This is a genomic window from Streptomyces pratensis (genome assembly GCF_037137275.1).
Taxonomy (GTDB): Bacteria; Actinomycetota; Actinomycetes; order Streptomycetales; family Streptomycetaceae; genus Streptomyces; species Streptomyces pratensis_B.
Genome location: NZ_JBBBEN010000077.1, coordinates 1 through 24,496, shown reverse-complemented (window position 1 = coordinate 24,496; position 24,496 = coordinate 1). Strand labels below are relative to the sequence as shown.

The 24,496-nt window shown below is 73.1% G+C and carries 23 protein-coding genes; 5 read left to right on the top strand and 18 right to left on the bottom strand.

Annotated elements, in window-relative coordinates:
- Positions 1-2: 2 nt before the first annotated feature.
- From V9U70_RS09230 to V9U70_RS09205, 6 genes are all read right to left on the bottom strand, one after another.
- Complete coding sequence (locus tag V9U70_RS09230) at positions 3-860, bottom strand: SAM-dependent methyltransferase (RefSeq protein ID WP_336674004.1); 858 nt, start codon at positions 858-860, stop codon at positions 3-5.
- Positions 853-1,695: an SAM-dependent methyltransferase gene (locus tag V9U70_RS09225; protein WP_336674003.1), complete on the bottom strand. Its 843-nt coding sequence runs from the start codon at positions 1,693-1,695 to the stop codon at positions 853-855. The genes V9U70_RS09230 and V9U70_RS09225 overlap by 8 nt, the downstream gene beginning before the upstream one ends.
- 67 nt (positions 1,696-1,762) lie before the next feature.
- On the bottom strand, positions 1,763-3,367 hold the full coding sequence (locus V9U70_RS09220) for a serine hydrolase domain-containing protein (RefSeq protein ID WP_336674002.1): 1,605 nt from the start codon (positions 3,365-3,367) through the stop codon (positions 1,763-1,765).
- A gap of 3 nt (positions 3,368-3,370) precedes the next feature.
- A complete protein-coding gene (locus tag V9U70_RS09215; RefSeq protein ID WP_336674001.1) occupies positions 3,371-4,384 on the bottom strand; it encodes an LLM class flavin-dependent oxidoreductase in 1,014 nt (337 codons plus the stop codon).
- Entirely contained in the window at positions 4,381-5,037 is a 657-nt protein-coding gene (locus tag V9U70_RS09210) for an HAD-IA family hydrolase (RefSeq protein WP_336674000.1), read from the bottom strand. Before V9U70_RS09210 ends, V9U70_RS09215 begins: the two co-directional genes overlap by 4 nt.
- A 109-nt stretch (positions 5,038-5,146) precedes the next feature.
- Positions 5,147-6,313, bottom strand: a complete 1,167-nt coding sequence (locus V9U70_RS09205) for an aminotransferase class I/II-fold pyridoxal phosphate-dependent enzyme (protein WP_336673999.1) — start codon at positions 6,311-6,313, stop codon at positions 5,147-5,149.
- A gap of 615 nt (positions 6,314-6,928) precedes the next feature.
- Between V9U70_RS09205 and V9U70_RS09200 the strand changes: the two genes are divergently transcribed.
- The 4 genes from V9U70_RS09200 to V9U70_RS09185 are packed head-to-tail and all read left to right on the top strand — an operon-like array spanning position 6,929 to position 10,422.
- Complete coding sequence (locus tag V9U70_RS09200; RefSeq protein ID WP_336673998.1) at positions 6,929-7,195, top strand: phosphopantetheine-binding protein; 267 nt, start codon at positions 6,929-6,931, stop codon at positions 7,193-7,195.
- An 18-nt stretch (positions 7,196-7,213) separates the two neighbouring features.
- A complete protein-coding gene (locus V9U70_RS09195; protein WP_336673997.1) occupies positions 7,214-8,578 on the top strand; it encodes an alkaline phosphatase family protein in 1,365 nt (454 codons plus the stop codon).
- Entirely contained in the window at positions 8,578-9,015 is a 438-nt protein-coding gene (locus tag V9U70_RS09190; protein ID WP_336673996.1) for a type II 3-dehydroquinate dehydratase, read from the top strand. The genes V9U70_RS09195 and V9U70_RS09190 overlap by 1 nt, the downstream gene beginning before the upstream one ends.
- Before the next feature lie 33 nt (positions 9,016-9,048).
- A complete protein-coding gene (locus tag V9U70_RS09185) occupies positions 9,049-10,422 on the top strand; it encodes an alkaline phosphatase family protein (protein ID WP_336673995.1) in 1,374 nt (457 codons plus the stop codon).
- Positions 10,423-10,453: 31 nt separating this feature from the next.
- Here V9U70_RS09185 and V9U70_RS09180 read toward each other — a convergent pair whose 3' ends face one another.
- The 12 genes from V9U70_RS09180 to V9U70_RS09125 all read right to left on the bottom strand — a co-directional run bounded on the left by V9U70_RS09180 (position 10,454) and on the right by V9U70_RS09125 (position 22,299).
- Entirely contained in the window at positions 10,454-11,368 is a 915-nt protein-coding gene (locus V9U70_RS09180) for an ROK family protein (protein ID WP_336673994.1), read from the bottom strand.
- Positions 11,369-11,590: 222 nt separating this feature from the next.
- A complete protein-coding gene (locus tag V9U70_RS09175) occupies positions 11,591-11,989 on the bottom strand; it encodes a VOC family protein (RefSeq protein ID WP_336673993.1) in 399 nt (132 codons plus the stop codon).
- 67 nt (positions 11,990-12,056) lie between these two features.
- Entirely contained in the window at positions 12,057-12,479 is a 423-nt protein-coding gene (locus V9U70_RS09170; protein ID WP_336673992.1) for an MmcQ/YjbR family DNA-binding protein, read from the bottom strand.
- A gap of 105 nt (positions 12,480-12,584) precedes the next feature.
- Positions 12,585-13,514, bottom strand: a complete 930-nt coding sequence (locus V9U70_RS09165) for a transglutaminase domain-containing protein (RefSeq protein WP_336673991.1) — start codon at positions 13,512-13,514, stop codon at positions 12,585-12,587.
- A gap of 17 nt (positions 13,515-13,531) precedes the next feature.
- Positions 13,532-13,912, bottom strand: coding sequence for a hypothetical protein (locus V9U70_RS09160; RefSeq protein ID WP_336673990.1), 381 nt, complete (start codon positions 13,910-13,912; stop codon positions 13,532-13,534).
- A gap of 20 nt (positions 13,913-13,932) precedes the next feature.
- Positions 13,933-15,036 carry an LLM class flavin-dependent oxidoreductase gene (locus V9U70_RS09155; RefSeq protein ID WP_336673989.1) on the bottom strand — a complete coding sequence of 368 codons (1,104 nt, stop codon included), beginning with the start codon at positions 15,034-15,036 and terminating at the stop codon, positions 13,933-13,935.
- Positions 15,036-16,187 carry a Gfo/Idh/MocA family protein gene (locus tag V9U70_RS09150; protein ID WP_336673988.1) on the bottom strand — a complete coding sequence of 384 codons (1,152 nt, stop codon included), beginning with the start codon at positions 16,185-16,187 and terminating at the stop codon, positions 15,036-15,038. Before V9U70_RS09150 ends, V9U70_RS09155 begins: the two co-directional genes overlap by 1 nt.
- Positions 16,184-16,957, bottom strand: coding sequence for an SDR family NAD(P)-dependent oxidoreductase (locus tag V9U70_RS09145; protein WP_336673987.1), 774 nt, complete (start codon positions 16,955-16,957; stop codon positions 16,184-16,186). The genes V9U70_RS09150 and V9U70_RS09145 overlap by 4 nt, the downstream gene beginning before the upstream one ends.
- Complete coding sequence (locus V9U70_RS09140; RefSeq protein WP_336673986.1) at positions 16,957-19,281, bottom strand: AMP-binding protein; 2,325 nt, start codon at positions 19,279-19,281, stop codon at positions 16,957-16,959. The genes V9U70_RS09145 and V9U70_RS09140 overlap by 1 nt, the downstream gene beginning before the upstream one ends.
- Positions 19,274-20,386 carry a radical SAM protein gene (locus V9U70_RS09135; protein WP_336673985.1) on the bottom strand — a complete coding sequence of 371 codons (1,113 nt, stop codon included), beginning with the start codon at positions 20,384-20,386 and terminating at the stop codon, positions 19,274-19,276. Before V9U70_RS09135 ends, V9U70_RS09140 begins: the two co-directional genes overlap by 8 nt.
- A gap of 12 nt (positions 20,387-20,398) precedes the next feature.
- Complete coding sequence (locus tag V9U70_RS09130) at positions 20,399-21,361, bottom strand: PIG-L deacetylase family protein (protein WP_336673984.1); 963 nt, start codon at positions 21,359-21,361, stop codon at positions 20,399-20,401.
- Positions 21,358-22,299, bottom strand: coding sequence for a glycosyltransferase family 2 protein (locus tag V9U70_RS09125; RefSeq protein WP_336673983.1), 942 nt, complete (start codon positions 22,297-22,299; stop codon positions 21,358-21,360). The genes V9U70_RS09130 and V9U70_RS09125 overlap by 4 nt, the downstream gene beginning before the upstream one ends.
- 542 nt (positions 22,300-22,841) lie before the next feature.
- On the opposite strand from V9U70_RS09125, the gene V9U70_RS09120 reads away from it, so the two are divergent.
- The gene (locus V9U70_RS09120; protein WP_336673982.1) at positions 22,842-24,380 is read left to right on the top strand and encodes an alkaline phosphatase family protein; all 1,539 of its coding nucleotides are present in this window, start codon (positions 22,842-22,844) and stop codon (positions 24,378-24,380) included.
- The last annotated feature ends 116 nt before the right edge of the window (positions 24,381-24,496 follow it).

Sequence of the window (24,496 nt, the reverse complement as noted above, 5' to 3'; positions counted from 1 at the left end):
GCTCAGCTCCTCGCCTTCGGGGTCGGCGCCTCGGGCCGACGGGCGGTCACCACCGCGTATCCCAGCTCGGTGATGTCCCCGAAGCGGCCCAGGTCGTTCACCATGTACCGGAACTCCTCCTCGGTCACGAGGTCGCGCAGCGCCTCCTCGGACCGGGCGAGGGCGCCGCCGACGATCCGGTACGACGGACGCACGAACTCGCCGATGTCGAGGAACTCGACGACTTCGAGACCGCCCGCGCGCACGCACTCCTCGTACGCGCTCCGGGTGAGCATGGGGCCCTGCTGGTAGTTCTTCATGGCGTCCTCGACGAGCGAGCGGTGGTCCTCGCTCTCCAGCGGCCGCACCAGCAGGAAGTCGGTCACGGTCACCATCCCGCCCGGCCGCAGCACCCGGGCCAGCCCGGAGAAGACGTCGGTGCGGTCCTGGGCGTGGCACACCGTCTCGATGGCGTACGCCGCGTCGAAGGACCCCTCCGGGAAGGAGAGGTCCAGCATGTCGTGGACCTGGAAATCCACGGAGTCGGCGAGCCCGTAGGCCTCGGCCAGCTCCGCCGCCTGCCGGGCCTGGTAGGGGCTGAGCGTGATGCCGGTGACGCTCACCCCGTGGCGGCGTGCGATGTGCGCCGTCGCCCTGCCGTTGCCCGAGCCCACGTCCAGGACCCGGTCCCCGGGCGCGAGCCGCAGCCGGTCGGAGACGAAGTCGGTCAGCCGGACGCCTGCCTCCTCCACGCTGCTGGGGTCGTCCGGCCCCCTCCAGTAGCCGCCGTGCAGGAAGCCGCCCATGGCCTCCGCCAGCACGTCGTTGACCCGGTCGTAGAGGTCGCCGACGCCGCTTTCGGGCTCCCGCGCCTCAGGCATCGGGGCGCACGGCGACGACGAGCAGATGGCCGAACTCCCGGACGTCGATGAGATCGCCCGGATTGAACTGGTCGACCAGCTCGCTGCCGTAGTCGGCGGACAGCTCCGGGGCCGACCCGGTCAGCCGGGCGGACAGCTCGATGAAGGTGCGGCGCAGCGTGGGCTCGCTGATGTCCGTCAGCTCCTCGAACCACAGACCGGCCCCGCGCAGCAGCGGCGGGTAGTCCTCCGCCTGGACCATGGTCATCATGAACTCGCGCAGATAGCGTTCGACGGCCGGCCGGCCCGACTCCGGGATCGGGGCGCGCTCGAAGAAGTCGGTGAGCACCAGCCGGCCGCCGGGGCGCAGCACCCTCGCGACATGGCTGAGCACCTGCGCCCGGTCCGGCATGTGGATGATGGACTCCAGCGCGATGACGGCGTCGAAGGACGCGTCGGCGTACGGGAGGTCCATCGCGTCCGCCCGCTCGAAGCGGACCTGGTCCGCCAGGTCCAGCGAGGCGGCGTGCTTGTTGGCCAGCTCCACCTGCTTGTGGCTCACCGAGATGCCGGTCACCTCGGCGCCGGTGCGCTGGGCGATCCGGCTGCCCGGGGCGCCGGTCCCGCAGCCGAGGTCGAGGACGCGGGAGCCCGGGCCGATCCGCAGCCGGTCGGTCATCAGGTCGGTGAGACGGTCGGTCGCCTCGTTCAGCGGTGTGGTGCTGTCCGGGCTGTCCCAGTAACCGAAGTGCAGGTTCTCCCCCAGCGTGACGCTGCCGAGGTCGGTGTAGCGGTCGTAGAGCCGACCGACCTCGTCGGACACGGGGAGGGAGGGAGGGGCGGGCTGCTGTGCCATCGGGCGCCTTTCTCGTGGGCGGTACGCCGGACGCCCGGTGCCGGGCGGAGCGGCAGTAGGTGGGGGATCAGGCGAGTCCCAGATCCTGGTGGACGGCGTCGGTGATGCGGAACATGCGCTCCTGGTGCCGCTCGTGCTCCACCTTGCCGTTCAGGTGGATCGCCACGGCGAGGTGCGTCTCGGGGTCGGCGAAGGCGGTGGCCGTCCACAATCCGTCGTGGCCGAAGGCGCGCGGTGAGGCGTGGCGGGAGAAGCTGACGAACTCCTGGCCCAGCGAGGCGCACTCCAGACGCACGCCGAAGCCCCAGTCCGCGTTCCCGTACCGGTCGCGCACTCCGGTGCGGTGCCGGCCGATCAGCGCGGCCACGCTCGTCGGGGACAGGACGCGCCCGCCGGGCGCGGCCCCCGCGGCGAGCAGCATCTCCAGGAGCCGGCCCAGGTCGCTGAGCGGCCCCCGGGTGTTCACCCCGGGGATGCACCGGGTGGTGGCCCCCCGGGTCGACCAGAACCACGTGGGCTGCGGAGGGCCGCCCAGGTTGCTCACGTGGATCAGCGGGAGCCGCTCCCCGTACGCGTCGTAGTCCTCGGGCGTCAGGCAGAGCCGGGTGCGGTCCATCCCGCAGGGGCGCAGGATCTCCTCCTCGACGTAGGCGCCGTAGTCGCGTCCGTCGAGCACCGGCAGCAGGCGCGCCAGCACGAACCACGCCCACCACTGGCTGTAGTTGATACCGGCCGGTGTGCCCGGCGCCCGCTTTGTCACCACCGCGTCGAACGCCCGCCGCAGCCGCACCTCGTCCGCCGCCCCCACCACACCGTGCAGCGGGTCCTGACCGGTCGGGACGGGCGTCGTGTGCGTGAGCAGCTCCATCGAGGTGATCGCCGCCTTGCCGCCCGCCGCGAACTCCGGCAGGTAGTGGGCCACCGGCAGATAGGGGTCGAAGTCGCCCCGCTCCCAGAGCCGGCCCAGCGCCACGGAGAGCAGCGGCTTGGCGCAGCAGTACCACAACGGCATGGAGTCGGCCGTCATGGCGACGCCGGGGCGGGCCGTGCCCAGTCCGGCGTCGGCCACGGTCGTACCGCCCAGCGAGACGTAGATCTGCGCCCCGGGCGTCGAGTCGCCCACCTCGCGGCGCAGCTCGCGCACCGTGCGGGGCAGGGCCTGCGCCGCACGTTCCACCGCCTCGGCGTCCGAGGGGGACGCAGAGAGGCCGTCGTCGTGCTGCCGCGGCACGCCGCGTGCTCCGGGGGCGCGGGTGGCCCCGGGCGGCACGGCGGTGCCCGCACGCAGGGTCGAGACCTGCCCCGCGCGGTCGCGTTCCAGAGCGGCGTCGATGAAGAACAGCAGGCTGAAGTTGCCGACGACCCGCACGTCACCGCGTTCCAGGATCTCCACCCTGGCCCGGCCGGGGCCCAGCAACAGGTCGTACGCGGCGGCGTACGGAGCGGTGATCAGCAGACCGGGCGGCTCCCCGTCCGCCCGGCCCACCCCCAGCCGGCCGCCCGCCAGGTCGACGAGTACGTCCGCGACGGGCGCCGTGCCGGGCGGCGGATCGCTGACCGTCAGCCGGTAGGCGACCGTACTGCGGGGCGCCGGGTCCGGCGCGGGCAGCCGTGCGGTGCCGGCCAGCCAGTCGGCGGAGAGGAAGGCGCTGGTCGCGGTGTCGGGCCTCATCGCTCACACCTCCGCGGGCTGGGCCGTGGGCACCCGGGGCGCGATCTCCTCGGCGAAGCGGCGCAGGCTCGTGGTCGCGGGATAGTCGCGGAACCAGAGGACGAACTCCTCGATGCCGCTCGCGGTGTAGCGCCCGGCGCGTCCGACGACCCCCTCCACGGTCCCGTACAGGCTGCGCCGGGCCAGCAGGTCGGGGTGGTGGCTCCAGAACACCACCACGTGCGGGTCCGACAGCCAGCGCTCCAGCCCGAGCCGGTCGTCGAAGACGCGGCACTCCGCGAACAGGGCGTGCCGCACGCCCGCGGGGTCCAGTCGTAAGGACTCCCGGCGCCGACCGAACTCCCGCACGGCGCGGCCCACTTCCTCCGGCTCGCCCTGCCACTGGACGGACGAGCAGGCGCGCACCACGGCCTCCGGCAGCAGGGCGGCCGCGTCCGGGCGCGCCGCGTCCGCGCGCACCGCCAGAGGCAGCGGGGACTGGGCGGGGGCGGGCACCGCGTGTGCCCCCGCGAGTTTCACCGCATCACCGTCGAGCACGGCGGGAACGCCGGACCACAGCGTCCGCAGGGCCTGGACAGTCTCGGCGAGCGCCGGTGCGGCGCCGGCGCCCAGCACGGCTCTCCCCGCCGCGACGTGTTCGGCGAGATGGTCGGCGGTGGGCAGCCCGAGCTGGAACCGCCCGCCGGACACGGTGTCGACCGAGGCCGCCTGCTTGGCGAGGACGACGGCATCGCGGTGCGGCGGCAGGGCGCTGAGGAGGCCGAGCCCGATGTCGGCGACGGTCGCCGCCAGCGCGCCGAGAGCGGTCCACCCCTCGATCACCGGTTGCAGCTCACGACGCGGCGCGGTGTCCGTGCGGTCCTCCAGCCACAGCGTGTCGTATCCGGAGGCCCGCGCCAGCTCGGCCGTCTCGGCCACGGTCCGCCACGCCTGCGCCCCGCTGAGCCCGGCCAGCTCCAGACGGGCGCCCTGCGGCGCGAGGACACTGCGGCGCGGCCCCGCCGCCGGGGCGCTCACCGGGCGGCCTCGTCGAGAACGACGGAGAGCAGCTCCAGCGGCTCGTGCAGTACGTGGTCGGGCCGCTCCTCGCGCAGCGGCCCCGCGGTGGTCTCGCCCCACAGGGCCGCCGCCGTGGCCGTGCCCGCGGCGCGGCCCGCCTGGAGGTCGATGACCGCGTCGCCCACCATCACCGCGCTCTCGGGCCCCGCGTCCAGTTGGCGCAGGCCCTCCAGGACGATGTCGGGGGCGGGTTTGGGGCGGGGCACCTCGTCGCTGCCGACGACGGCGTCGAGCAGCGGCAGCAGACCCACCACGTCGAGCACCTCACGCGCCCGCCCGCCGGACTTCCCGGTGGCGATGGCCGTACCGATCCCCGACGCGCGCAGCCGTTCCAGCACCGACGGGACGCCCTCGTACACCTTCACCTCCGTGATCAGACTCCGGCTCGCCTCGACGAAGGGCTTCTCCATCGAGAGGGGGAGCCCCATCAGGCGCATGATGTCGGGGAAGTAGCGGCCCTGGTGGGTGCGGTACTCCTCGAAGGGAGGTTCGCCCTCGCCCACCACCTCGTGATACGCGAGGGCGAACGCCTGGCGCATCACCTGGAAGCTGTTGATGAGCACGCCGTCCAGATCGAGGACCACCGTGCGATACCCGTGATGCGCCGTCATGTGCTCACGCTTCCTTACAGGAGGCCGCCGCGTGTTCCAGCGTCGGGCGAGTCGGGGAGGGGAAAGAGGGGAGCGGCGGGTGGGGAGAGGGCCTCGCCCCGCCCGGGGCTCAGCGGGCGAGGAGCGCGGAGGCGAACACCTCGGCCAGCCGGTCCAGGACCGGGGTGTCGGCCAGCAGGACCCGGTGGTGCAGCCACAGGCAGTCGGCGCCGATCTCCTCTGCCACCGGGCAGCGCTTGGCGAGGTCGTCGACGCCTCCGGTGTGCGGGCCCTCCCAGAAACCACTGGTGCGGTAGACCGGGGGGAAGGCGACGAACGCCGGGACGCCGTGCGACATCAGCCTGTCCACCAGCGCCAGACGGCGCTCCGCCGTCGTGCCGGGCAGCCGCACCATGGCCATGTAGTGAGACTTGACGTCACCGCGCTCGTCCCGGCCCTGCGGGACCACGCCGGGGATGCGCGCCAGGGCCGCCATGAGATGGCGTGAGCGCTCCTCCCGCACGGCGACCTGCTCCTCCAGCCGGGTCAGCTGTGCGCGCAGCACCGCGGCCGAGAACTCGTTCATGCGGTAGTTGGAGCCCTGTGTACGGTGCTCGTAGAGCCGGTCCTTCGGCGGTCGGCCGCAACCGTGGCGCAGATAGGCCTCCTGGTAGCTCTCCTCGTCCGGCAGCAGCAGGGCCCCGCCCTCGCCCGCCGTCATCAGCTTGCCGTTCTGGAAGCTGAAGGCCGCGATCGAGCCGAACTCGCCCACCCGCCGCCCGCGCCAACGCGCGGCATGCGCGTGCGCCGCGTCCTGCAGGACGGTCACGCCGGTGGCCGCACTCAACTCCGCCAAGGCGTCCATGTCCGCGAACTGCCCGGCCAGGTGCACGGGCATGACGACCTTCGTGCGCGGAGTCACCGCGCGCGCGGCCGCGTCGACGTCGAGGCAGTAGGTGTCCGGCCGCACGTCGACGGGGACGGGCACGGCGCCGGTGCGCTGCACGGCGAGCGAGCAGGAGATGAACGTGAAGGCGGGGACGAGGACCTCGTCGCCCGGCCCGACGCCCAGCACCGACAGGGCCAGCTCCAGGGCGTGCGTCCCGTTGGTGGTCGCGAGCGCCCGCGGCGCTCCGTGCAGAGCGGCGAACTCCTCCTCGAAGGAGTCGACCTCACTGCCGCCGTTGCGCCACCAGCCCTCTTGCTCCAGAGCCCGCAGCAGCCCCGCGCGTTCCTCCGGTCCGTGTTGCGGCCACGCGGGGAACGTCAGAACCTCATCGACCCGGTTGGATGACATGGACGTGCCTCTCGGTCGTTGGCGGGAGGGGGCCGGCCGCTCGGGGAAGGCGTGCGTTCGTTCCGGTCGCGGTGACGGGGGTCCGCAGCCGGCGGGGTCACCGAGGACCGGCCGGGGGTGGTGCTCGACGTGGAGACCCGGCGGTCTGAGCTGCGGCGCGCGGTCCTGAGGGAGAACGGCGGCTGGGAATGTCGCACGCCGCCTTTGGTTCCAGATCTAGCAAGCCTCCGCGAAGCACGTCAACACCGCGCTGAGTCCCGCTTGCCGAGGGGAAGCACGTTAGCGGTGAGTTCCCGCAGCCGCCAGACGTGCGACGACGCACCGGAATACGGGGGCGGGGCCCGGCTGTCGGCTTCCGTTTTCCGGGCACGTTCTTCGGCAAATGGCCAGAAGGGCATTCCCGGGGCGCACTCATGTGGCTTACTGTGAATCGGCGTTGGCAACAAGATGATGTTCGAGTCCTGTCATGTGACACCCGCTCACTCTCTTTTCCGGCGATCTTCCCCATGGTGCGGACCCTTGCCGTCACCGGCGCCCGGCGCCGCACACACCCCCTGTCGCCAGGGATCACGTCGCCCTCCCGGCTCGCTCGGCCCCGTGAAAGGACGTTGCACTGTGGATGAGGTCAAGGCCCGGCTGCGCAAGGTGCTGGTGGACTCCCTCGAACTGTCGATCGCGCCGTCGGACGTGCCCGACCGGGGACTCGTGGAGGCGTTGGGGCTGGACTCCATCAACACCATCGAGTTCCTCATCTGGGTGGAGAGCGAATTCGGCGTGGAGATCGCCGACGAGGATCTGTCGATCAGACTGATCGACGACCTCGACCTCCTCGCCGACTACGTCGGCCAGCGCATGGCCCCCGCCGACACCCCCATATCCTGACGAGAGGAGACGGGACACATGGCAGAGCGCGCCCTGATCATCGGGCTCGACGGTATGCCCCGCACTCTGCTCACCCAGCTCGCCGCCGAAGGGGTGCTGCCCCATGTCGCGGGCCTGCTGGCCGAGGGCGTCTGCGCAGAACTACGGGCCCCCGTACCGGAGATCAGCTCCACCTCCTGGGCCACTTTCCTCACCGGCACCAATCCGGCCCGCCACGGGATCTTCGGCTTCACCGACCTGGTCCCCGGCGAGGGTTACCGCGTGCACTTCCCCAACCTGCTGCACCTGCGCGAGCCCGCCCTCTGGGCGCTGGCCGCGGCGGCGGGACGGCGGACGGTGTGCGTCAACGTGCCGGGCACCTACCCCGCCGTCGCCATGGACAGCGTCCTGGTCGCGGGATTCGTCGCGCCCAACTTCGAACAGGCGGTCACCCCCGCCCGGGTCCTGCCCGAACTCCGCCGTTTCGGTTACGAACTCGACGTCGAGGTGGGCGACGTGGTCGCCGACCCGGAGGGGTTTCTCAACCGCGCGATCCGGGCCCTGCGCGCCCGGACCGACGCCTTGGAGCACCTTCTCGCCCATGAGCTCTGGGAGCTGGGAGTCGCGGTCTTCACCGAGACCGACCGCGTGCACCACTTCCTGTGGCGAGCCGTGGCCGACCCCGAGGACCCCCTGCACCAGGCCGTACGGGACTTCTACGGCCTGGTCGACGCGTGTGTGGGCCGACTCGTGGCCCTGCTGCGCCCGGACGACGAACTGTTCCTGGTCAGCGACCACGGATTCGGCCCGGCCGACCGGCAGTGCTACGTCAACACCTGGCTGCGGGAGTCCGGTTACCTGGCCGACCTCGACTCCACGAAGAAGCTCACCGACCTCGACTCCCGCAGCGCCGCCTTCGCGCTGGACCCGGCCCGCATCTACCTCCACCGCGAGAGTCGCTTCCCCGGCGGCCGGCTCTCCGACGCGGAGGCGAAGGACATGGCGGCGGAGATCGCCGACGAACTCCTGCGACTGCGCTCGGACGGGACGCGGGCGGGCTCCGACGTGGACGGTCCGCTCCTGGTCTCGCAGGTGCTGCGCGCCGACGCCCTGTACGAGGGGCCCCTGCTGCCCCAGGCCCCCGATCTGCTGGTCCTGCCGGCCGAGGGCGTGCAGTTGCGCGGCGCCTGGGGAGGGCACGGGGTCGTACGGGCCGACGCCATGCTGACCGGCACCCATACCCGCGACAACGCCCTGTTCTACCGCCGGGGCGCGCCTGCCCCCGACGGCGACGCCCCCGTGGACATGGTGGACGTGGCCCCGACCGTGCTGGCCTCGATAGGGGTACGGCCGCTGGGGCTGGACGGCGATCTCGTCCTCGGCGTGGTGGGCGGGGGCCGGTAATGAGCCATGTGCTGTTGCTCAACGGACCGAATCTCGGCACGCTCGGCACTCGGCAGCCGGAGATCTACGGCACCACCACCCTCGCGCAGATCGAGGAGATGGTGGCCGACGAGATCTCCGCGCGGGGCTGGAAGGTGGTGTCCGAGCAGCGCAACGGGGAGGGCGAACTCATCGACCTGCTCCAGGACCACGGCGACGCGCTCGGCGCGATCGTCAACCCCGGCGCCCTGATGATCGCCGGCTGGGGGCTGCGGGACGCGCTGGCCGACTACGCGCCGCCCTGGATCGAGGTGCACCTCTCCAACGTCTGGGCCCGCGAGGGGTTCCGCCACACGTCCGTCACCGCACCGCTCGCCGCGGGCGTGGTCATGGGGATGGGGGCACTCGGCTACCGACTGGCCGCGGGCGCGCTCACCCGGCTCGTCACCGCCTCCTGACCGTCCGGCCCCCTACGACCGAGGGAGAACCAGATGCCACACGCCGGCAGGGTCGCCGTGATCGGATTGGATTCGGCCACCCCCCAGCTCCTCTTCGACCGCTTCGCCGAGGACATGCCCGTCCTCAGCGCCCTGCGTCAGCGTTCGCTGTGGGGCCCGATGCGCAGCGTCGATCCGCCCATCACCATGCCCGCCTGGTCGTGCATGATGTCCGGCCGGACCCCGGGGGAGCTGGGCGTGTACGGCTTCCGCGACCGGGCGGCCCACGACTACGGGCCGCTCGCCTTCGCGACGTCGCACAGCATCAAGGCGCCCCGGATCTGGGACGAGATGTCGGCCGCCGGCCGCGAGAGCGTGGTGCTCGGTGTCCCCGGCACCTACCCGACCACACCGATCCGCGGCGCCATGGTCTCCTGTTTCCTGGCGCCGTCCACCCGCGCCCAGTACACCTCTCCACCCGGTCTGCGCGACGACCTGGAGAAGCTGACCGGCGGATACCTGCTCGACGTGGAGAACTTCCGCTCACCCGAACTCGACCGGGTCTCTCAGCAGATCTTCGACCTGAGCGAGCAGCGCTTCCAGGTGGCCCGGCACCTGGCCACCAGCCAGGAGTGGGACTTCTTCTCCTTCGTCGACATGGGGCCCGACCGGCTCCACCACGGCTTCTGGAAGTACTGCGATCCCTCCCACCCGCGCCACGAGCCCGGCAATCCGTACGAGAACCTCTTCCGCGACTACTACCGGTCCCTGGACCGGCACATCGGCGAGTTCCTGGAATGCCTTCCAGAGGACACCTCGGTCATGGTCGTGTCCGACCACGGGGCCCAGCCCATGGTCGGCGGACTGTTCATCAACGAGTGGCTGATCCGAGAAGGCCTGCTGGTCCTCGCCAAGGAGCCCGCCGGCCCGACGCCGATGGCCAAGGCCGAGGTCGACTGGAAGCGGACCACGGCCTGGGCGGAGGGCGGCTACTACGGACGCGTCTTCCTCAACGTGGAGGGCCGCGAACCCCAGGGCACCGTGCCGGCCAAGGAGTACGAGAGCACACTCGACAAGATCGTCCGTGCCCTGGAGGGCATGGACGACGACGCCGGGCAGCCGATGGGCACCCGGGCCATGCGTCCGGACCAGCTCTACCCGGAAGTCAACGGGATCGCCCCCGACCTGCTGGTCTACGTGGGCAATCTCCGCTGGCGCGCGCTGGCCACCCTCGGGATGGGACAGGGCCTCTACACCACGGAGAACGACACCGGCCCCGACCACGCCAACCACGGGGACACCGGGATCTTCCTGCTGAGCCACCCCGGCCTCGCCCCGGGCCCGGCCGACGGCCTGTCGCTGTACGACGTCGCTCCCGCCCTGCGCGAGCTGCTGGGCCTCCCCGGCGGAGGCCGGTTGCCCGGCTGAGCCGCAGGGCCCCGACGAGCGCTCCGTCCGCTCAGCCGGCGGACCCGGCCCTCGGCCCCGGGGCCGTGGCGCGGGCCAGCAGGAGCGCCCCGCGCAGGGAGGCGCGCGCCCCGGCGGCCGCCCTGCGCACGGCCGGGGCAGGGGCGCCCGGCCGGGCCAGCCGCCGGGACCCCTCGCGCACCGCGGCCACCAGTCCCGGCACCCCGTGACCGAAGCCGCCGCCGATCCTGACCTCGGCGCACTGCACCAGCTCGCCCAGGTTGATCACCGCGACCGACAGGGCCGCGACGGTCGGCCGCAGAGCCTCCGTGGCCCATGGGCGGTCCTGGCCGAGGCCCGCGCCAAAGGCCTCCGGGGAGACCGGCGCCCCGAGCAGGGCCGCGGCCCGCGTCAGGGTCGCCGTGCCCGACGCGACCGCCTGGAGGCAGCCGACCCGGCCGCACACACAGACGGGGCCGCCGGGGTCGACCACCATGTGGCCGATCTCGGCGGCCCCGCCACGCGGTCCGCTGTGCAACGCGCCCCCGAGCACCAGGCCGCCGCCGACGCCGGTGCCCACGCCCAGGTACGCGAGATCCCGCGCCCCGGTCGCGGCGGCCTCTGCGAGGGCGGCCAGCGAGCCGTCGTCCCCGTGGGCGACCGGGACGCCCGGCAGCGCCCGCTCCAGGAGGGCGCCGACCCGCACCCCCGCCCAGGAGGGGCGGGAGGGCCAGGCGACCATCACCCCGTCCTGGACGGTGGCCGGCAGCGCGATGCCCACGGCCCGCACGGTGCGGGGGCCGCCCGCGCCCGTGAGACGGGAGACGGCCCCGGCGAGAGCGGCCAGGTCCGCGTCGGCGTCCGCTCCCGCGGGCCAGTCGAACCGGATGTACGCCGGGCGGGCGCCGGGCCGCTCCATGAGCAGCGCCGTCTTGGTCCCGCCTATGTCGATCCCGAGGTACGACAACGGCTCGGCCCCTTCGGTGAGTCGCCTTGCACCGCGACGGGGAGGAACCCCGGCAGGGGGCCGGGGGCTGGCGATCCTTTCCGACGGAGCCGGGAGGGATTGCCGGCCATCCCATGAGGCGCCGCGCCGGGCGTCGCCCGCCCGCGCGGAGACGTGCGGGCGCCTTGCCAGTCACCGCGGGCGACACCGCCCGCTGTCCCGCGCGGCGTCATCGGACAGTCCTCAGGCGGGCAGAGCGGCGTAGAGGTCCACCGCGATGCCGTCCGGGTCGAGGACGATCGCGTAGCGCTGGCCCCAGACCGCGTCCCACGGCTTGATGTGGCCGACGTAGCCGGCGTCGACCAGCTCCGCGTACGCGGTGTCGACGGCCTCGGGGTCCGGGTACTCGAAGGCCACGGCGGAGCGGTGGCCGCCGGTGGGGGCGCTCCAGTCGGGGTCGTAGCTGCGGACGGTCTCGACGCTGTCCCAGGCGAGCTTGATGCCGCCGGGCAGCACCGTCTCGACGTGCGGGGCGGAGTCGGCGTCGGCCGGGATGTCGAGCCCGAGCCGGCGGTAGAACGCCAGGGACTCGGCCATGTTCTTCGACACGATCGCGAACAGGGTCAGCCGGGGAACTGCCATGAGTGGTGCTCTTTCTCTTAGGGGGTGCGATGGTGCGGGGAGAGAGGGTCGGCGGGTCGCGACCGCCTCAGCCGCGCTGGAGTGTCAGCCGCTCGCGATCGGCCTTCCTCATACCCGAGACCACGCGGTCCCAGGAGTGGTCCACCATCTCCCGCACGGTGGACGCGGGAACGGAGGAGTCGAGGACGACCGTGTTCCAGTGGCGCTTGTCGACGTGGTAGCCGGGGCCCACCGCCGGGTACTCGTCCCGCAGGTGCAGGGCCAGGTTCGGCTCACACTTGAGAGTGACCTGCGCCGGCTGCTCCGGCGTCGGGTCCTGGAGAATCGCGAAGACCTTGCCCTCGACCTTGAACACCGTGGCGCCGGGCCCGAAGGCCTCGTCGTCCGTGGTGCCGGGCAACTCCAAGGCGTGGTCCGCCAGTTGCTGCGGTGTCATGCCCGTCCTCTCGTCGTCGAAGGAGCGGTGGGGCCTATGGGGCTCCAGGGACATGGACCACCCTAGGGCGTGTTCCGGGCGGCTGGAGCCGCGCCACAACCGACTCACCAGGAAGGCCGAAAATGGATGCTCCCGCCCCGCGGACGTGGAGACGACCCCTCAGTCCGCGGGCTCGGTGGGCAGGGACGCGTGGGCCCAGACCCCGCCGTGGCTGACGACTTTGGTGAAACGGTCCGTCAGCCGGTGGAAGAGCGCCCCGGGCCGGCCGTCGGGCGGGAAAGCGTCCGCGTCCAGCCCGCCCCACTGGTTCAGCGCCCGCACCAGCAGGGGGTCGACCGGCACCCACACCCCGTCGACCAGGAACTCTGCCCAGCAGTGCGGAGTGGAGTACGGCCTGGCCACCAGCAGCCCGAAGGAGAACCGGACCGCCAGCCCTCTGCGGGCGCCCTCCGCGACCAGCCACGCGGCAGCGCCCCCGCAGTCCGCCATCCGGGTGCGCCACATGAACTCCGGGTCCCAGCGCACCGCTTCCGGCAGCAGGAAGAACCCGATCCCGTCCACCTCGCGCAACAGGGCCCGCACGGCGTCGGGCAGGGCGGGCCACCCCGAGAAGGGGGACACCTCGAACGCGGCGAGGCGGGCATCGGCCGCGGGCCCCTGGACGAGCCGGGCGCCGTCCGGCAGCAGGACCGAGTACGGGCACGGCCCCCGGTGCCCGGGCACCGGGCAGGAGGAGACGACCTCGACGCGGTAGCGCGGCTTGTGCGCGGCCGCCGACTGCAGCGCCTTGGACCAGGAGCGCATGGAGCGGCTCTGCACCGAGACGAGTCCGAGGTGCAGGGCCGCGTTGCCGAGGTCGTACCCGTCGTACAGCCGGTCGGCGCCCTCCCCGACGTACGGCAGCCCCGCGCCGATCAGCTCGTCCAGCAGCTCGGGGCGAATGCGGTACAGCCGGCGCACCCCGGCCGCGGTGACCGCGAACCGGCGATGCCGGTCGGGCACCTGGCGCAGCCGCCGCACGAGGTCGTCGAGGGGGGCCGGGCCCGGGGCGGGGGCATCACGGGCCGTGCCGCCGAGGGACGTCACCATCACGGAGTCCTCTGCTTTCAGTCGATGTACCCGAGGGCTTCGAGGCGACGGGCGACCTCGTTCTGTTCCTCCGCGCTGTAGGGCGCCGAGGGGGCGCCCCCCGGCAGCCCGTGCCGCTCCAGCTCGCCCAGCAACCTGCCCAGCGGGTCCGGCTCCGCGGCGCCGGCCACCAGCGGCTCGTCCGCCCGGGGCCCGCCCGTCACCTCCACGGCGAGGGCGGTCCGGCCCTCCGGGGGAGGGGCGGCCGTCCGTGCGACCTCCGGCACCGCGTCACCGCTGAGCACGGCGGCCCGGCCGCCGCGCTCGATCACGGCGTCGGCCAGACGCCGGGCGAGGGCACGGCCGGCGTCGTCGTCGCCGCCCGAGAAGCCGATGAGAACACTCTCCGGTGCAGTCATGGAACGCGTATTCCTGTCGTTCAGGAGACGGCGACGGGGGACTCGTCCGTCCGCTCGGGCTGGTAGGGGGTGAAGTCGGCCAGCAGGGGCATCACTTCGCGGGAGAACAACTCCATCGAGGCGATGGACTCCGCGCCCGCGATGTCGCCGAAGGTGAACTCGCCGAGGACGGTGTTGAAGAGGCCCTCGGACGCGGCCGCCTTGATGCGCTCGGCCACGGTGCGCGGGGAGCCGACGAACACCAGGTTCTGGTCCATCAGGAACCGGAAGTCGCCGCTGCCGGCCAGGATGTCGGGCGTGCTCAGCCGGCTCGCGGGGGCGGCCGGAGTGCCCGACCTCTTCACCGAGCCGTAGCGCAGGGTGTTCACGAAGGTGTCGGTCACCTGCTCGGCCGCGCGCGCCTCCGCCTCGGCGTCCGTCTCCGCGACGTGCACCAGGCTCCAGTAACCGATGCGGGGCAGGCCCGGCTGCCCCTCCTCGCGCCACCAGTCGATGTAGTGGCGGTACACGAGGCCCATGGCCGCGCGCGGCACGATCATCGTCGAGGAGGTGTGTCCCCCGGTGCGGGCCAGATAGCGCAGTGTGTTGCGGTCCGTCGTGGGAATCCACAGCGGTGGATGCGGCCGCTGATGGGCCCCGAACGACAGTTCCACGTTCGTGAGCCGGTGGACGGGGCCGTCGAAGTCGAAGGGGCCCTCGGCGGTCAGGGCGGTACGCAGCAGGTCCGCGCACTCCCGGTTCAGCACCTTGCGGCCCGCGAAGTCGGCCCCGAAGGGAAGGAAGGGCTCCTCGCTGACGCCAGAGGCCAGCCCCACCTCCAGCCGCCCGCCGAGGAGCTGGTCCAGGGTGGCGACCTCCTCGACCACGTGCAGCGGGTGCCGCAGCGGCGGCACCCAGCCCATGGGGCCGACCCGGATGCGCTCCGTGCGCAGGGCCGCACCGGTGCAGAACACCGCCGGGGAGGGCATCCAGCTCTCGTGCGGGGTGCAGTGGTGCTCCACGGAGAAGGCGTAGTCGAAGCCCAGCCGGTCGGCGGCCTCGACCTCCTGCCACAACTGCTCGTAGCGTTCGCGGACGGTGACGTTCTGCCGTCCCCAGACATGGGTGAAGTACGCGGATTCCATTAGCGGCTCCGGAGCCGGGGGTGGGTGGTTTCCAGGGTGGGGGCGGGCCCGGGGTCGCGGGCCGCCTCGTACAGGCGATCGACGCACGAGGCCAGCGAGGTGATCTCGGCCAGCGAGCCGGCGCCGTCCGCGGCGCCGCCGTCACGACCGCCGGTGAGACGCGCCGCCAGTTCGGCGACCTGACGTTCGTACTCGACGCCGACGGGCTCCTCCGGCAGCGGTACCCCGGTCTCCTCGCCGTGGCGCAGCAGGGTCAGCGAGGAGCGTTCCGCCCGGTGCGGGCTGAAGCCGAAGGTGCAGCGCAGCACCGCGACTCCCTCGGTCCCCTCGACGGTGAACGTGGTGCTGTCCAGGGCGTGGTGCGAGGCCCAGCGCGACTCCAGGGAGACGGCCACCCCCGTGTCGGTGAGCAGGAAGCCGCGCGCTGTGTCCTCCACGAGCGCGGCGCGCACCGCGCCGGGCCCGGCGGCATCGGCCCGGACACGCCAGTCGGAGGTCGCCTCCGCACGGCCCATCCAGTCGAGCGACAGGGTGCCCAGCGCCCGGGTCACCTGCGGCCAGCCCAGCAGGTCGAGCCCCACGTCCAGCAGATGCCAGCCCAGGTCGAGCAGGGAGCCGCCGCCGGCCAGGTCGGGGTCGACGAACCAGCCGTCGAGCTGCGGCACCCCCGACGCCCGAGTCCAGTTCAGGCCGAGGGCCCGCACCTCGCCGAGTCGCGGCAGCAGCCCCGCCAGTGCCCGGACGTCACCGCGGTGCCGGGCGGCGCTCCAGGCGTGGACCGTCCCGCCCTCCAGGGCGGCGGCGGCCAGGGTCCGTGCCTCGGCGAGGGTGCGGCACACCGGCTTCTCGACGAACACCGGCACGCCCCTGCCCAGCAGCTCGCAGGCGGCGGGCACGTGCAGGTGGTTGGGGAGCGCGATCACCGCGGCGTCCAGCTCCAGATTTGCCAGCTCCGCTCTCCGGGACAGGGCGGGGACCCCCCGGAGCCCGGCCGCCGCCTCCCGGGCCGCCGCCCGGTCGGTGTCCACGATCGCGGCCACCTCGAAGGCGGGGTGCGCCTCCAGCAGGGGCCGCCACACGGTGCGCGACACCCAGCCGGCCCCCAGGATCGCGATGCGCAGGGGCGGCGCACCCGACGCGCCGGGCCTCAAAAGCGCGCACCGCCGTCCACCACGAGGGTGTTGCCGCTGACGTACGAGGCCGCGGGCGAGAGGAGGAAGGAGACCGCTGCCGCGACCTCCTCCGGCTCGCCCAGCCGGCCCGCGCCGATGAACTTCATGACCAGGTCGCGTTCCTCGGGGGAGAAGTCCATGACCTCCGCCCGGATCGCACCCGGCGCGATGACGTTGACGGTGATGCCGTGCCCGCCCACCTCACCGGCGAGGGAGGCCGCCCAGGGCTGCAGGGCGCCCTTGGTGGCGGCGTAGGCGGCGTGGCCCGGCAGGCCGCTGGTGCCCGCCCGGGAGCCGAAGAGGACGATCCGGCCGTACTTGGCGCGCATCATCGGGCGCAGGCAGGCCTTGGCGAGGTTGATGGTCCCCGCGAGGTTGACCTGGAGGAGTTCGTCCAGCGCCGCCGCGTCGGTGGCCATCGCCAGCCGCCGGGTGCGCAGCCCGGCCGCGGCGACCAGACCGTCGACGCGGCCGAAGCGCTCGACGGCCGCGCGCACCAGCTGGGCGGGCCCGTCCGGTGCCGACAGGTCCGCCCGCACGGGCACGAGGGTCCCGCCGGCCGCCTCGACCTCGACGGCGAGCTTCTGTGCCTTCTCCTCGCGCCGGTGGTAACCCGCCACCACCGTGGCGCCCAGCTCGGCCAGTTGGCGGGCGCACACGCTGCCGATGTCCCCGGAAGCTCCGGAGACCACGACGACCCGGCCGCGCTGGCCCATGTTTTCCGCGATGCGGGCGGAGAGTTCGCCCATCAGTCGGCCTCCTTCGCGATGACGAGATGACAGGGGGAGGGTGCGAACGGCAGGTGGCGCACGACGTCGGCGCCCGCCTCGGCCAGGCCGGTGGTGAGAGCCTCGACGGTGCTCCAGGCGGTGCCGCCGTGGGTGAGCCAGTCCAGCGCCAGCTCGCCGCCGGCCGCGGGCCCGCCGCCCTCGGCGTCCGGCCTGCCGGACGGGAGGAACACGTCGTCCACCAGCAGCAGGCCCCCCGGCCTCAGGGCGGCCAGCACGGTGGACAGCAACGCGCCCGACGCGGGGTCGTGCACGGCGTTGGAGACCACGCACAAGTCGGCCCGGCCCACCGGCAGCCCGGGGCCCGTGCTCACCCGGCCGGCGGCGACGGCGTCCTGTACCCGGTCGGCCGCCGGACCGCTGAGACGGCCCACCTGCCACAGATGGCCGCCCGCCGCCGGGTCCTTCGCCAACAACCGGTCGAGATAGCGGCCCGGCCCCGCGGTCACCTCGACCAGCCGGGCGCCGGGGCGCGGACGCAGCAGGCGCAGGCCGAGGGAGGCACGGGCCACGGCCGAGGGGCCGTTCATGGCCCCCTGGTACACCGAGACCAGCTCCGCGTGGTCCGCGTCCTCGACCCGGCGCTCGAAGGGCCGACGGGCCTGCCCGGAGCGCGCGACGGCGGCGAGCGCCTCCCGGGTCACCAGGTCGCGGGAGAGCCGCTCCTCCAGACGCACGAAGGCGGTCAGCTCGGCGAGCGGGACACGGGCGGCGTCCTGGGGCTCCGCGGCGGTGGACAGCAGGCCCAGCGAGGCCGCCGTGTCCAGCAGGACCTCCAGGGCCCGTGCGTCGCAGCCGAGTTCCGCGCTGAGCGGACCCAGGGCGGCCCCTTCGGCCAAGGCGGTGAGAGCGCCCAGCTCGTGCAGGGCGAAGAGCAGTTCCGACGCCTTGTACGCGCGGGCCGCTTCGATCGCGCGGGGTGTGAGCCGGTACCGGGCCGCGGCCGCCGTCTTCCCGCTCGCGGTCCTCGGCAGGGCGGTGCGCAGCACGATGGCGTCCGGGACCTTGTACGGCGCGAGATGCCGGGCCGCGTGGGCGCGCAGCTCCGTCTCGTCGGGCCCTCCCGGCGCGACCACCACCTCGGCCGCGATCCCGTCCTCGCCCCGGTGGGCCCGGGGCCTGCCGGTGACCCGCACCTCGCGCACGGCCTCGTGGGCGCGGAAGACCGCCTCGATCTCCAAGGGGGCGACCCAGCGCCCGCCCCGGCGCACGGCGGTGCCCTCGCGGCCGAGAATCCGCAGCGAGCCCTCGTCGGGCACCGCGAGGTCGCCCGTGTCGTGCCAGTCGGGCACCGCATCGGTACGGATCTGGAGCGCTCCGGGGCCCTGCGGCGCGGGCTCCTGCGTGGTCGGGTCCACCAACCGGTGCTCGACGCCGGGCAGGGGCGCGCCAACACACAGAGGAGGAAGGCCCGCGGGGCCGGCGAAGACCGATCCCAGCTCGGTGGAGCCGTAGTTGCGGGCCACACCGATCCCGTAGGCCTCGGTGAACAGGGCGTCCAGCGAGGCGTCGACCGGACCGGCGCCGACCATGGCGATCCGCAGACGCGGGGCCGGTCCAGGGGAGTCCGGGCCCGCGCGCCGGGCGCGCAGCTGCTGCCGGGTGGCCAGGAGACGGGCGGTGGCGGGCACCAGCGCGATCACGGTGGCGCCGTCGGCCAGCTCCCGCGCCGTCTGTCCGAGGGCCGTGGGCGGCACGGGACGCAGGGTGGCGCCCGACAGGAGCCCGCCGCACAGCCAGCCGAGCGCGTACGCGTGGGAGAGGGGCACGGGCAGGACGACGGTGTCCTCTTCCGTGACGCCGACTCCGTCGCGGTAGCGCCGGGCCTCCGACAGCCAGCTCGCCTCGTCGCGCCGTACGAGCTTGGGTGAGCCGGTCGAGCCGGAGGTGGGCAGCAGGACCGCCGGTCCGCCGTCGACGCGCGCCCCCGGCGAACCGGTGAGCGCGATGTCCTCGCCGCGCCGCTCCGGGCAGACCAGCACCCTTCCGCCGCCGGCGAGTTCGAGCAGCCTCCGCACTTCGGGGCCGGGGGTGTCCGGGGCCACGGGAAGCGGCAGGCAGCCGCCCGCGAGCAGCCCGAGGAAGGCGACGACCCAGTCGGGGCCGTTCGGCATCCGCAGGACCACCGCCTCCCCGACGGCCTCGTGAGCCCGTACGGCCTCGGCGACCGCCTGCGCCCTCGACGTCAGCTCGCCGCGTGTCAGCCCCTCCAGGGCCGGACGCCCGGGGTCGAGGCGGTGGACGGCGTCGAGGAGTGTGCCGGGGGACGCGGTGACCTCAGGCACCGGCGCCCGCCAGGTAGTCGGTCTTGGCCTTCTCGATCATGCCGCGGATGCGCGGCGGGGCGTAGGTCGGCGCGGCGCACAGCTCGTCCAGAGTGATCTCGTCCTCGAAGTACATCGAGAGCGTGTCCCAGGGAGTGAAGCAGCCGTGGCAGGCGCTCAGCCTCGGCTTCGGGGCGAGCAGCGCCTGGTAGAGCCCGCTGCTGCCGAGCTTGTCCAGGACCTGTCCGGCCTCGTCGCCCAGCATGTTGCCCATGTCGGAGAACCAGATGTTGGGGCAGGGGGTGATGACGCCGTCGCTGAAACTGGAGACGACCAGCCGGGGCAGATGGCAGCGGAAGGTCCGCTTGCCCTCGCGGTAGAAGCTCAGCAGTCGGTCGAAGTACGGGCGTGGCGGCAGGATGCCGGCGAACTCGTCGTAGCGGCCGACCAGTTCCTCGATGTGGCTGACCTGCTCGGGACGTATCTTGAAGTTGTCGGAGTCGGGGCCGCGCACGGGGAACGGGAAGAACGTCGGCGGGTGCTCGAACGCGTTGAGCCATCCGGCGAACTGGGTCAGCTCGGCCACGCTGCGGTCGTTGAGCACGCCGTAGATCTCCACCGGGAGGCCGGAATCGAGCGCCCGGACGATCGAGCGCAGCACCTTTCCGTGCAGCGACTCGGACTGCACGCGGTAGCTGTTGCCCGGGTAGAGGTGGCTGTCCAGCGAGATCTGGAGCACCACGTTGCCCCAGGAGCGCATCCGCTCCAGATGCTCGTCCGTGACCAGGACGCCGTTGGTCTGGATGACCAGCACCTCGTAGTGCCGGGACTGCTCCTCCAGGAAGTCCATGATGCCGCGGACCAGGAAGATCTCCCCGCCGGTGACCTTCAACAGCGGCAGGTCGAAGCGGCCGTTGATCTGGTCGGCCACCGTGTTGATGCGCTTGCCCAGCTCCGTGGCCGGCCCGTAGTCGTCACGTTTGGGCGGGTCGAAGATGAGCTGCAGCGAGTGGCCCTCTTTGAGGTTGCTCTGCCCCGTGAGGCAGTAGGTGCAGCTCAGGTTGCACGAGTCCTCGTTGATGACGAGGTCGTTGCCGATCAGCGGCAGCGGAGTGTGAGGAGGCACGGTGGGTTCCTTTCACGGTCGTCCGAGGGGCGCGGGGGTGTTCCGGTCGTCCGGTGGAGGCAGCGGTTCGCCCGGCGGCCGGGGGCCGGCGTCCGTCGCGACGTGTGCCGAGCGCAGCCAGAAGCGCTCGGCACCGGGGAGCTGTGCTGCCGCGCCATGGGCCCTGACCCGGGCGAGGAGGGCCTCGCGCAGCCTGTCTGTACCGTCGAAGAGCGCTTGCGCCTGGCTCGCGTACACCGCCGCGCCGGCCAGCCAGGCGTCTATCTCCATCGGCGTGAGCGGCGTGTAGTCCGCTGCCATGCCCGCGTGGTCGCGGTGGCGCAAGGGGTAGGGAAAGTCCTCGTACCACGCCGTGTCCGGCCGCCCCAGCCGCTCCACGGCCTCCCTGACGAGCACATGGTCCACGTGGCGGCCCGCCGCCAACGGCCCGTGCACGCGGACGCCGGGCGGGCAACAGGAGTGCAGCGCCGCGCTCAACTCGACCGCGAGGGGTGCGTCGTCGGCGTGCCGGGGGCCGCGGACGCGGGGCGCGGAGCTGTACCGGTAGCGACCGCCCGACGCGCGCAGGGCGGCGTCGGTGAAGCCGAGGGAGACGTGCGCGGCGCCGAGGAGCGTGAGCGCGGCCCGGTCCTCACGGCGCCGGAGGTCGGGTTGAGCGATCGAGCGCCAGCCGTCCCGGTCGTGCGCGCGGCCGGGCGCCCGGGCGTCGACCGCCTCCCGGGCGTGCCGCGCACCGTCCGTCGTCGGGCCGTCCGCTCGCGCGTCATCGGCCCGCGGGCCTCCGCTCCCTGCCGCACCGGGAGGGACGCCGTCGCTCCGCACACCCGGGACCGCCCCGCCGTCGAAGACGGTGACGACGGTGACCGGGACGCCATGGGCGACCCAGCGCACCAGCCTCCCCCCGAGGGACCAGACCGCGTCGTCGGGGTGCGGGGAGATGACGACGTGTCCGCCGGCGCCGGCCGCCGCGCTCACGGCGTGTCCCCGCGTCCGGGCGCCGGGGCGTAGGCCAGGACGGCCGCCACATACCGCTCGGGGCTGCCGTCGGCGCCGAGCAGGGCGGGCAGCGCGCGGACGGACGGCCGGGGGTGCAGAGCCGTGAAGCGGTCCATGTTCACGCGGTGCTGTTCCCACCGGTCGCGCCGGACGTGGCTGAGGTGGATGCCCAGGGCGCGCGGCACGAGGTGGCGCCGCAGGCCCGTCTCGTGGAGCCGGAGACCGAATTCGAGGTCCTCGCAACCCCACACCCGGCCGAAGCTCTCCTCGAAGCCCCCTGCCCGGTGCCAGGACTCCTTCTCCACCGCCGAGTTGGCGCCCACCAGGCCCAGCCACGGAGCGACGTCCGGCAGTGCGCCCCGGGCCATCGACTCGATCGCGCGCTCCAGCGCGTTGGTCATCGTGCGCCGCGCGGGGCCGCGGTCCGCGCCCTCGCAGGGGGCGGTGTGCAGTGCGGCTCCACTCGCCTGGACCTCGGCGAGCGGCGCGTCCCGCAGTCGGCCCAGCAGCCGCCTGGCGGCCGGGAGTTCACGCATCGTGCCGTGCAGGAAGCGGCCCGGCCGGGCCGCCTCGCCGTACGCGCGCAGGAAACCGGGCCCCACCACCACGTCGGCGTCCAGGAAGACGATCCAGGACGCGCCCGCGGCCGCCGCCCCGGTGTTGCGCGCCGCGGCGCGTCCGCGTCCGGGGCCGGTCACCGAGCGTACCGGCAGGAGCCCGCGCACCTCCTCCAGCACGGCGGCCAGGGCGCGGGAGTCCTCGCCGCCGAGGTCGTTGTCGTCGACCACGACGACCTCGTGGGGCGGTGGGTCGGTCTGGGCTGCGAGGCAGGCGAGAGTGAGCCGCAGTTGCTCGTGGTCGCCCCGGGTGGGGACCACCACGGCCAGGGCCGGGGGGGTGGGCGCAGGCGGAGACATCGAAGGTCGGCCTCTCCATCAGCAGGGCGAAACGTGCGCTGCCCTTCGCATTTCCTCGTCCGTTCCCGAAGGGAGGAATCATGGGGCGTCACCGGAAATGAGAGGAGCCGGACGAGAAAAGGACAGACTTATGCCAAGGGCACTCTCGTACGGCTTGCCACTTGAGGCTCCACTACCGGAGGGAGCCAAGTCAACACTGCCTCCTTGATCGCATGGGACGCCCAAGATCAAGGGGGCCGGAGAGGGGCCGCGGCCGAGGAAGCGAAATATTTCAGCCATGCCGCAGAGCTCCTGGCTGATATTTCGGCGCAGGGGGAGCGGTGGTGAAAGCGCCTCTGGGCTGGGGCTTCCGGCAAGGGCGATCAGGGGGAGGGGTATGCGGGCGCCGCGGTGGCGCGGCGCACCTTTTGGACAGTCCCAAGATCCCTATTGATGGTGCCATGGAGGGAGGCATCCGTTCGGTGTTACGGTCGGCAAAATCACCGACGGCCCTCTTGCCGCCGCTTACTGATGCAGGTGTTGTCCACAGTTGGAGACGACTGATGCCACCTTCGCCGCACGCCCTCGTCATCGGTATAGACGGGGGGACATTCGATGTCATCGACCCCCTGGCGGCCCGTGGGCTGCTGCCCAACATCGACCGCCTGCTGCGATCCTCGGCCAGTAGCAGGACGACCTGCACCTGGCCGGCGCACACCGCTCCGGGGTGGAGCACCTTCGTCACCGCGGGCCACCCCGGCAACCACGGCATCTACCAGTTCTACGACACCCAGGACCCTTCCTACAGGGCGCGGTTGACCCGGGCCGGAGACCTGGGGCGCACGGGCGCCTGGGACTGGCTGGCGGCGCAGGAGTACACCCTCGGGCTGGTGAACATCCCGATGTCCCATCCGCCGGCCGACCTGCCCGGCTACCAGATCACCTGGCCGCTCGAACGCACGCTGCGGCACTGCCGCCCCGACTCGCTGCTTCGCGAACTGGCAGCGGCCAAGGCCCACTTCCAGTCCGATCTCGCCACCATGTTCCGCGGTGACATGGGCTACCTGGAGCAGGCCGAACGCAATGTCGAGGCCCGGGTCCGTTCGGTGCGCCACCTCATGACGACCCGGCCCACCGACGTGGTCATGGTGGTCCTCACCGAGGCGGACCGCGTCGGGCACCACTACTGGCACTACGAGGACACGACGCACCCGCGCCACGAGAAGGCCCCCGCCGGCTCCGGCTGGGACCGGGCCAACACCCGGGCCTACCAGGCCATCGACACCGCGGTCGGCGAACTGCTCTCCCTGGTGGACGAGGACACGGTGGTCACGCTCGTCTCCGACCACGGTCTCGGGCAGGGCACACACGCCCTCGCCGTCCACCAGCTGCTGGAGGAGGCCGGCCTGCTCGCGACCGAGCCGGGCGACGGGCCCGCGGCCGACGAGGCCAGCTGGTTCGCCGGCGGGGGCCGGCGCGTCGACTTCGCCCGCACCGCGGTCTACATGCCGGTCCCCGGAAGTTACGGGCTCAACATCAACCTCCGGGCGAGGCAGGCCAGGGGCAAGGTCGCCCCGAGGGACCGGGACCGTGTCACGGCCGAGGTCGTCGACCTCCTGTGCGGCCTCAAGGGGCCGGCCGGCGAACCGGTGTTCCAGGCCGTCCTGCCGAGCGCGGAGGCCTATCCGGGGCAGCAGCGCGGCCGGGCCCCCGACCTGCTCATGGTGCCCGCGGACGAGTCCGTCCTGCCGGTCACCGACCTCGCCGGCGCGCTGTGGGCCCCCAGCGCGCAGACGGGCCTCCACCGCCACCAGGGGATCTGGGCGCAGCGCTCGCCCCGGGTGCGCCCGGGACGCGCCGGAGGCACGATGCCGCTCGTGGACGCCCTGCCCACCCTGCTGATGGACCTGGGCGCCTCCTGGCCCTCGGACATCGACGGGAGCCCCCGTACGGGGATCTTCACCGAGGACCTCCCGGTCCCCGCCTCCGACCCCCGGGTGACGGCCCGCGACGCGACGGCCCCTGACGCCGAACCGGCCGGGGACACCGCGGACGAAGACGACTACACGAGCAGCCGACTCCGTGAGATGGGATACCTCTGAGTCGCCGCGACACCGAGGAAGGGAAGAGGAACATGGAGGAGACAGAGGCGGTAAAGGCCCGGCTGCGCAAGGTGCTGGTGGACTCCCTCGAACTGTCGATCGCGCCGTCGGACGTG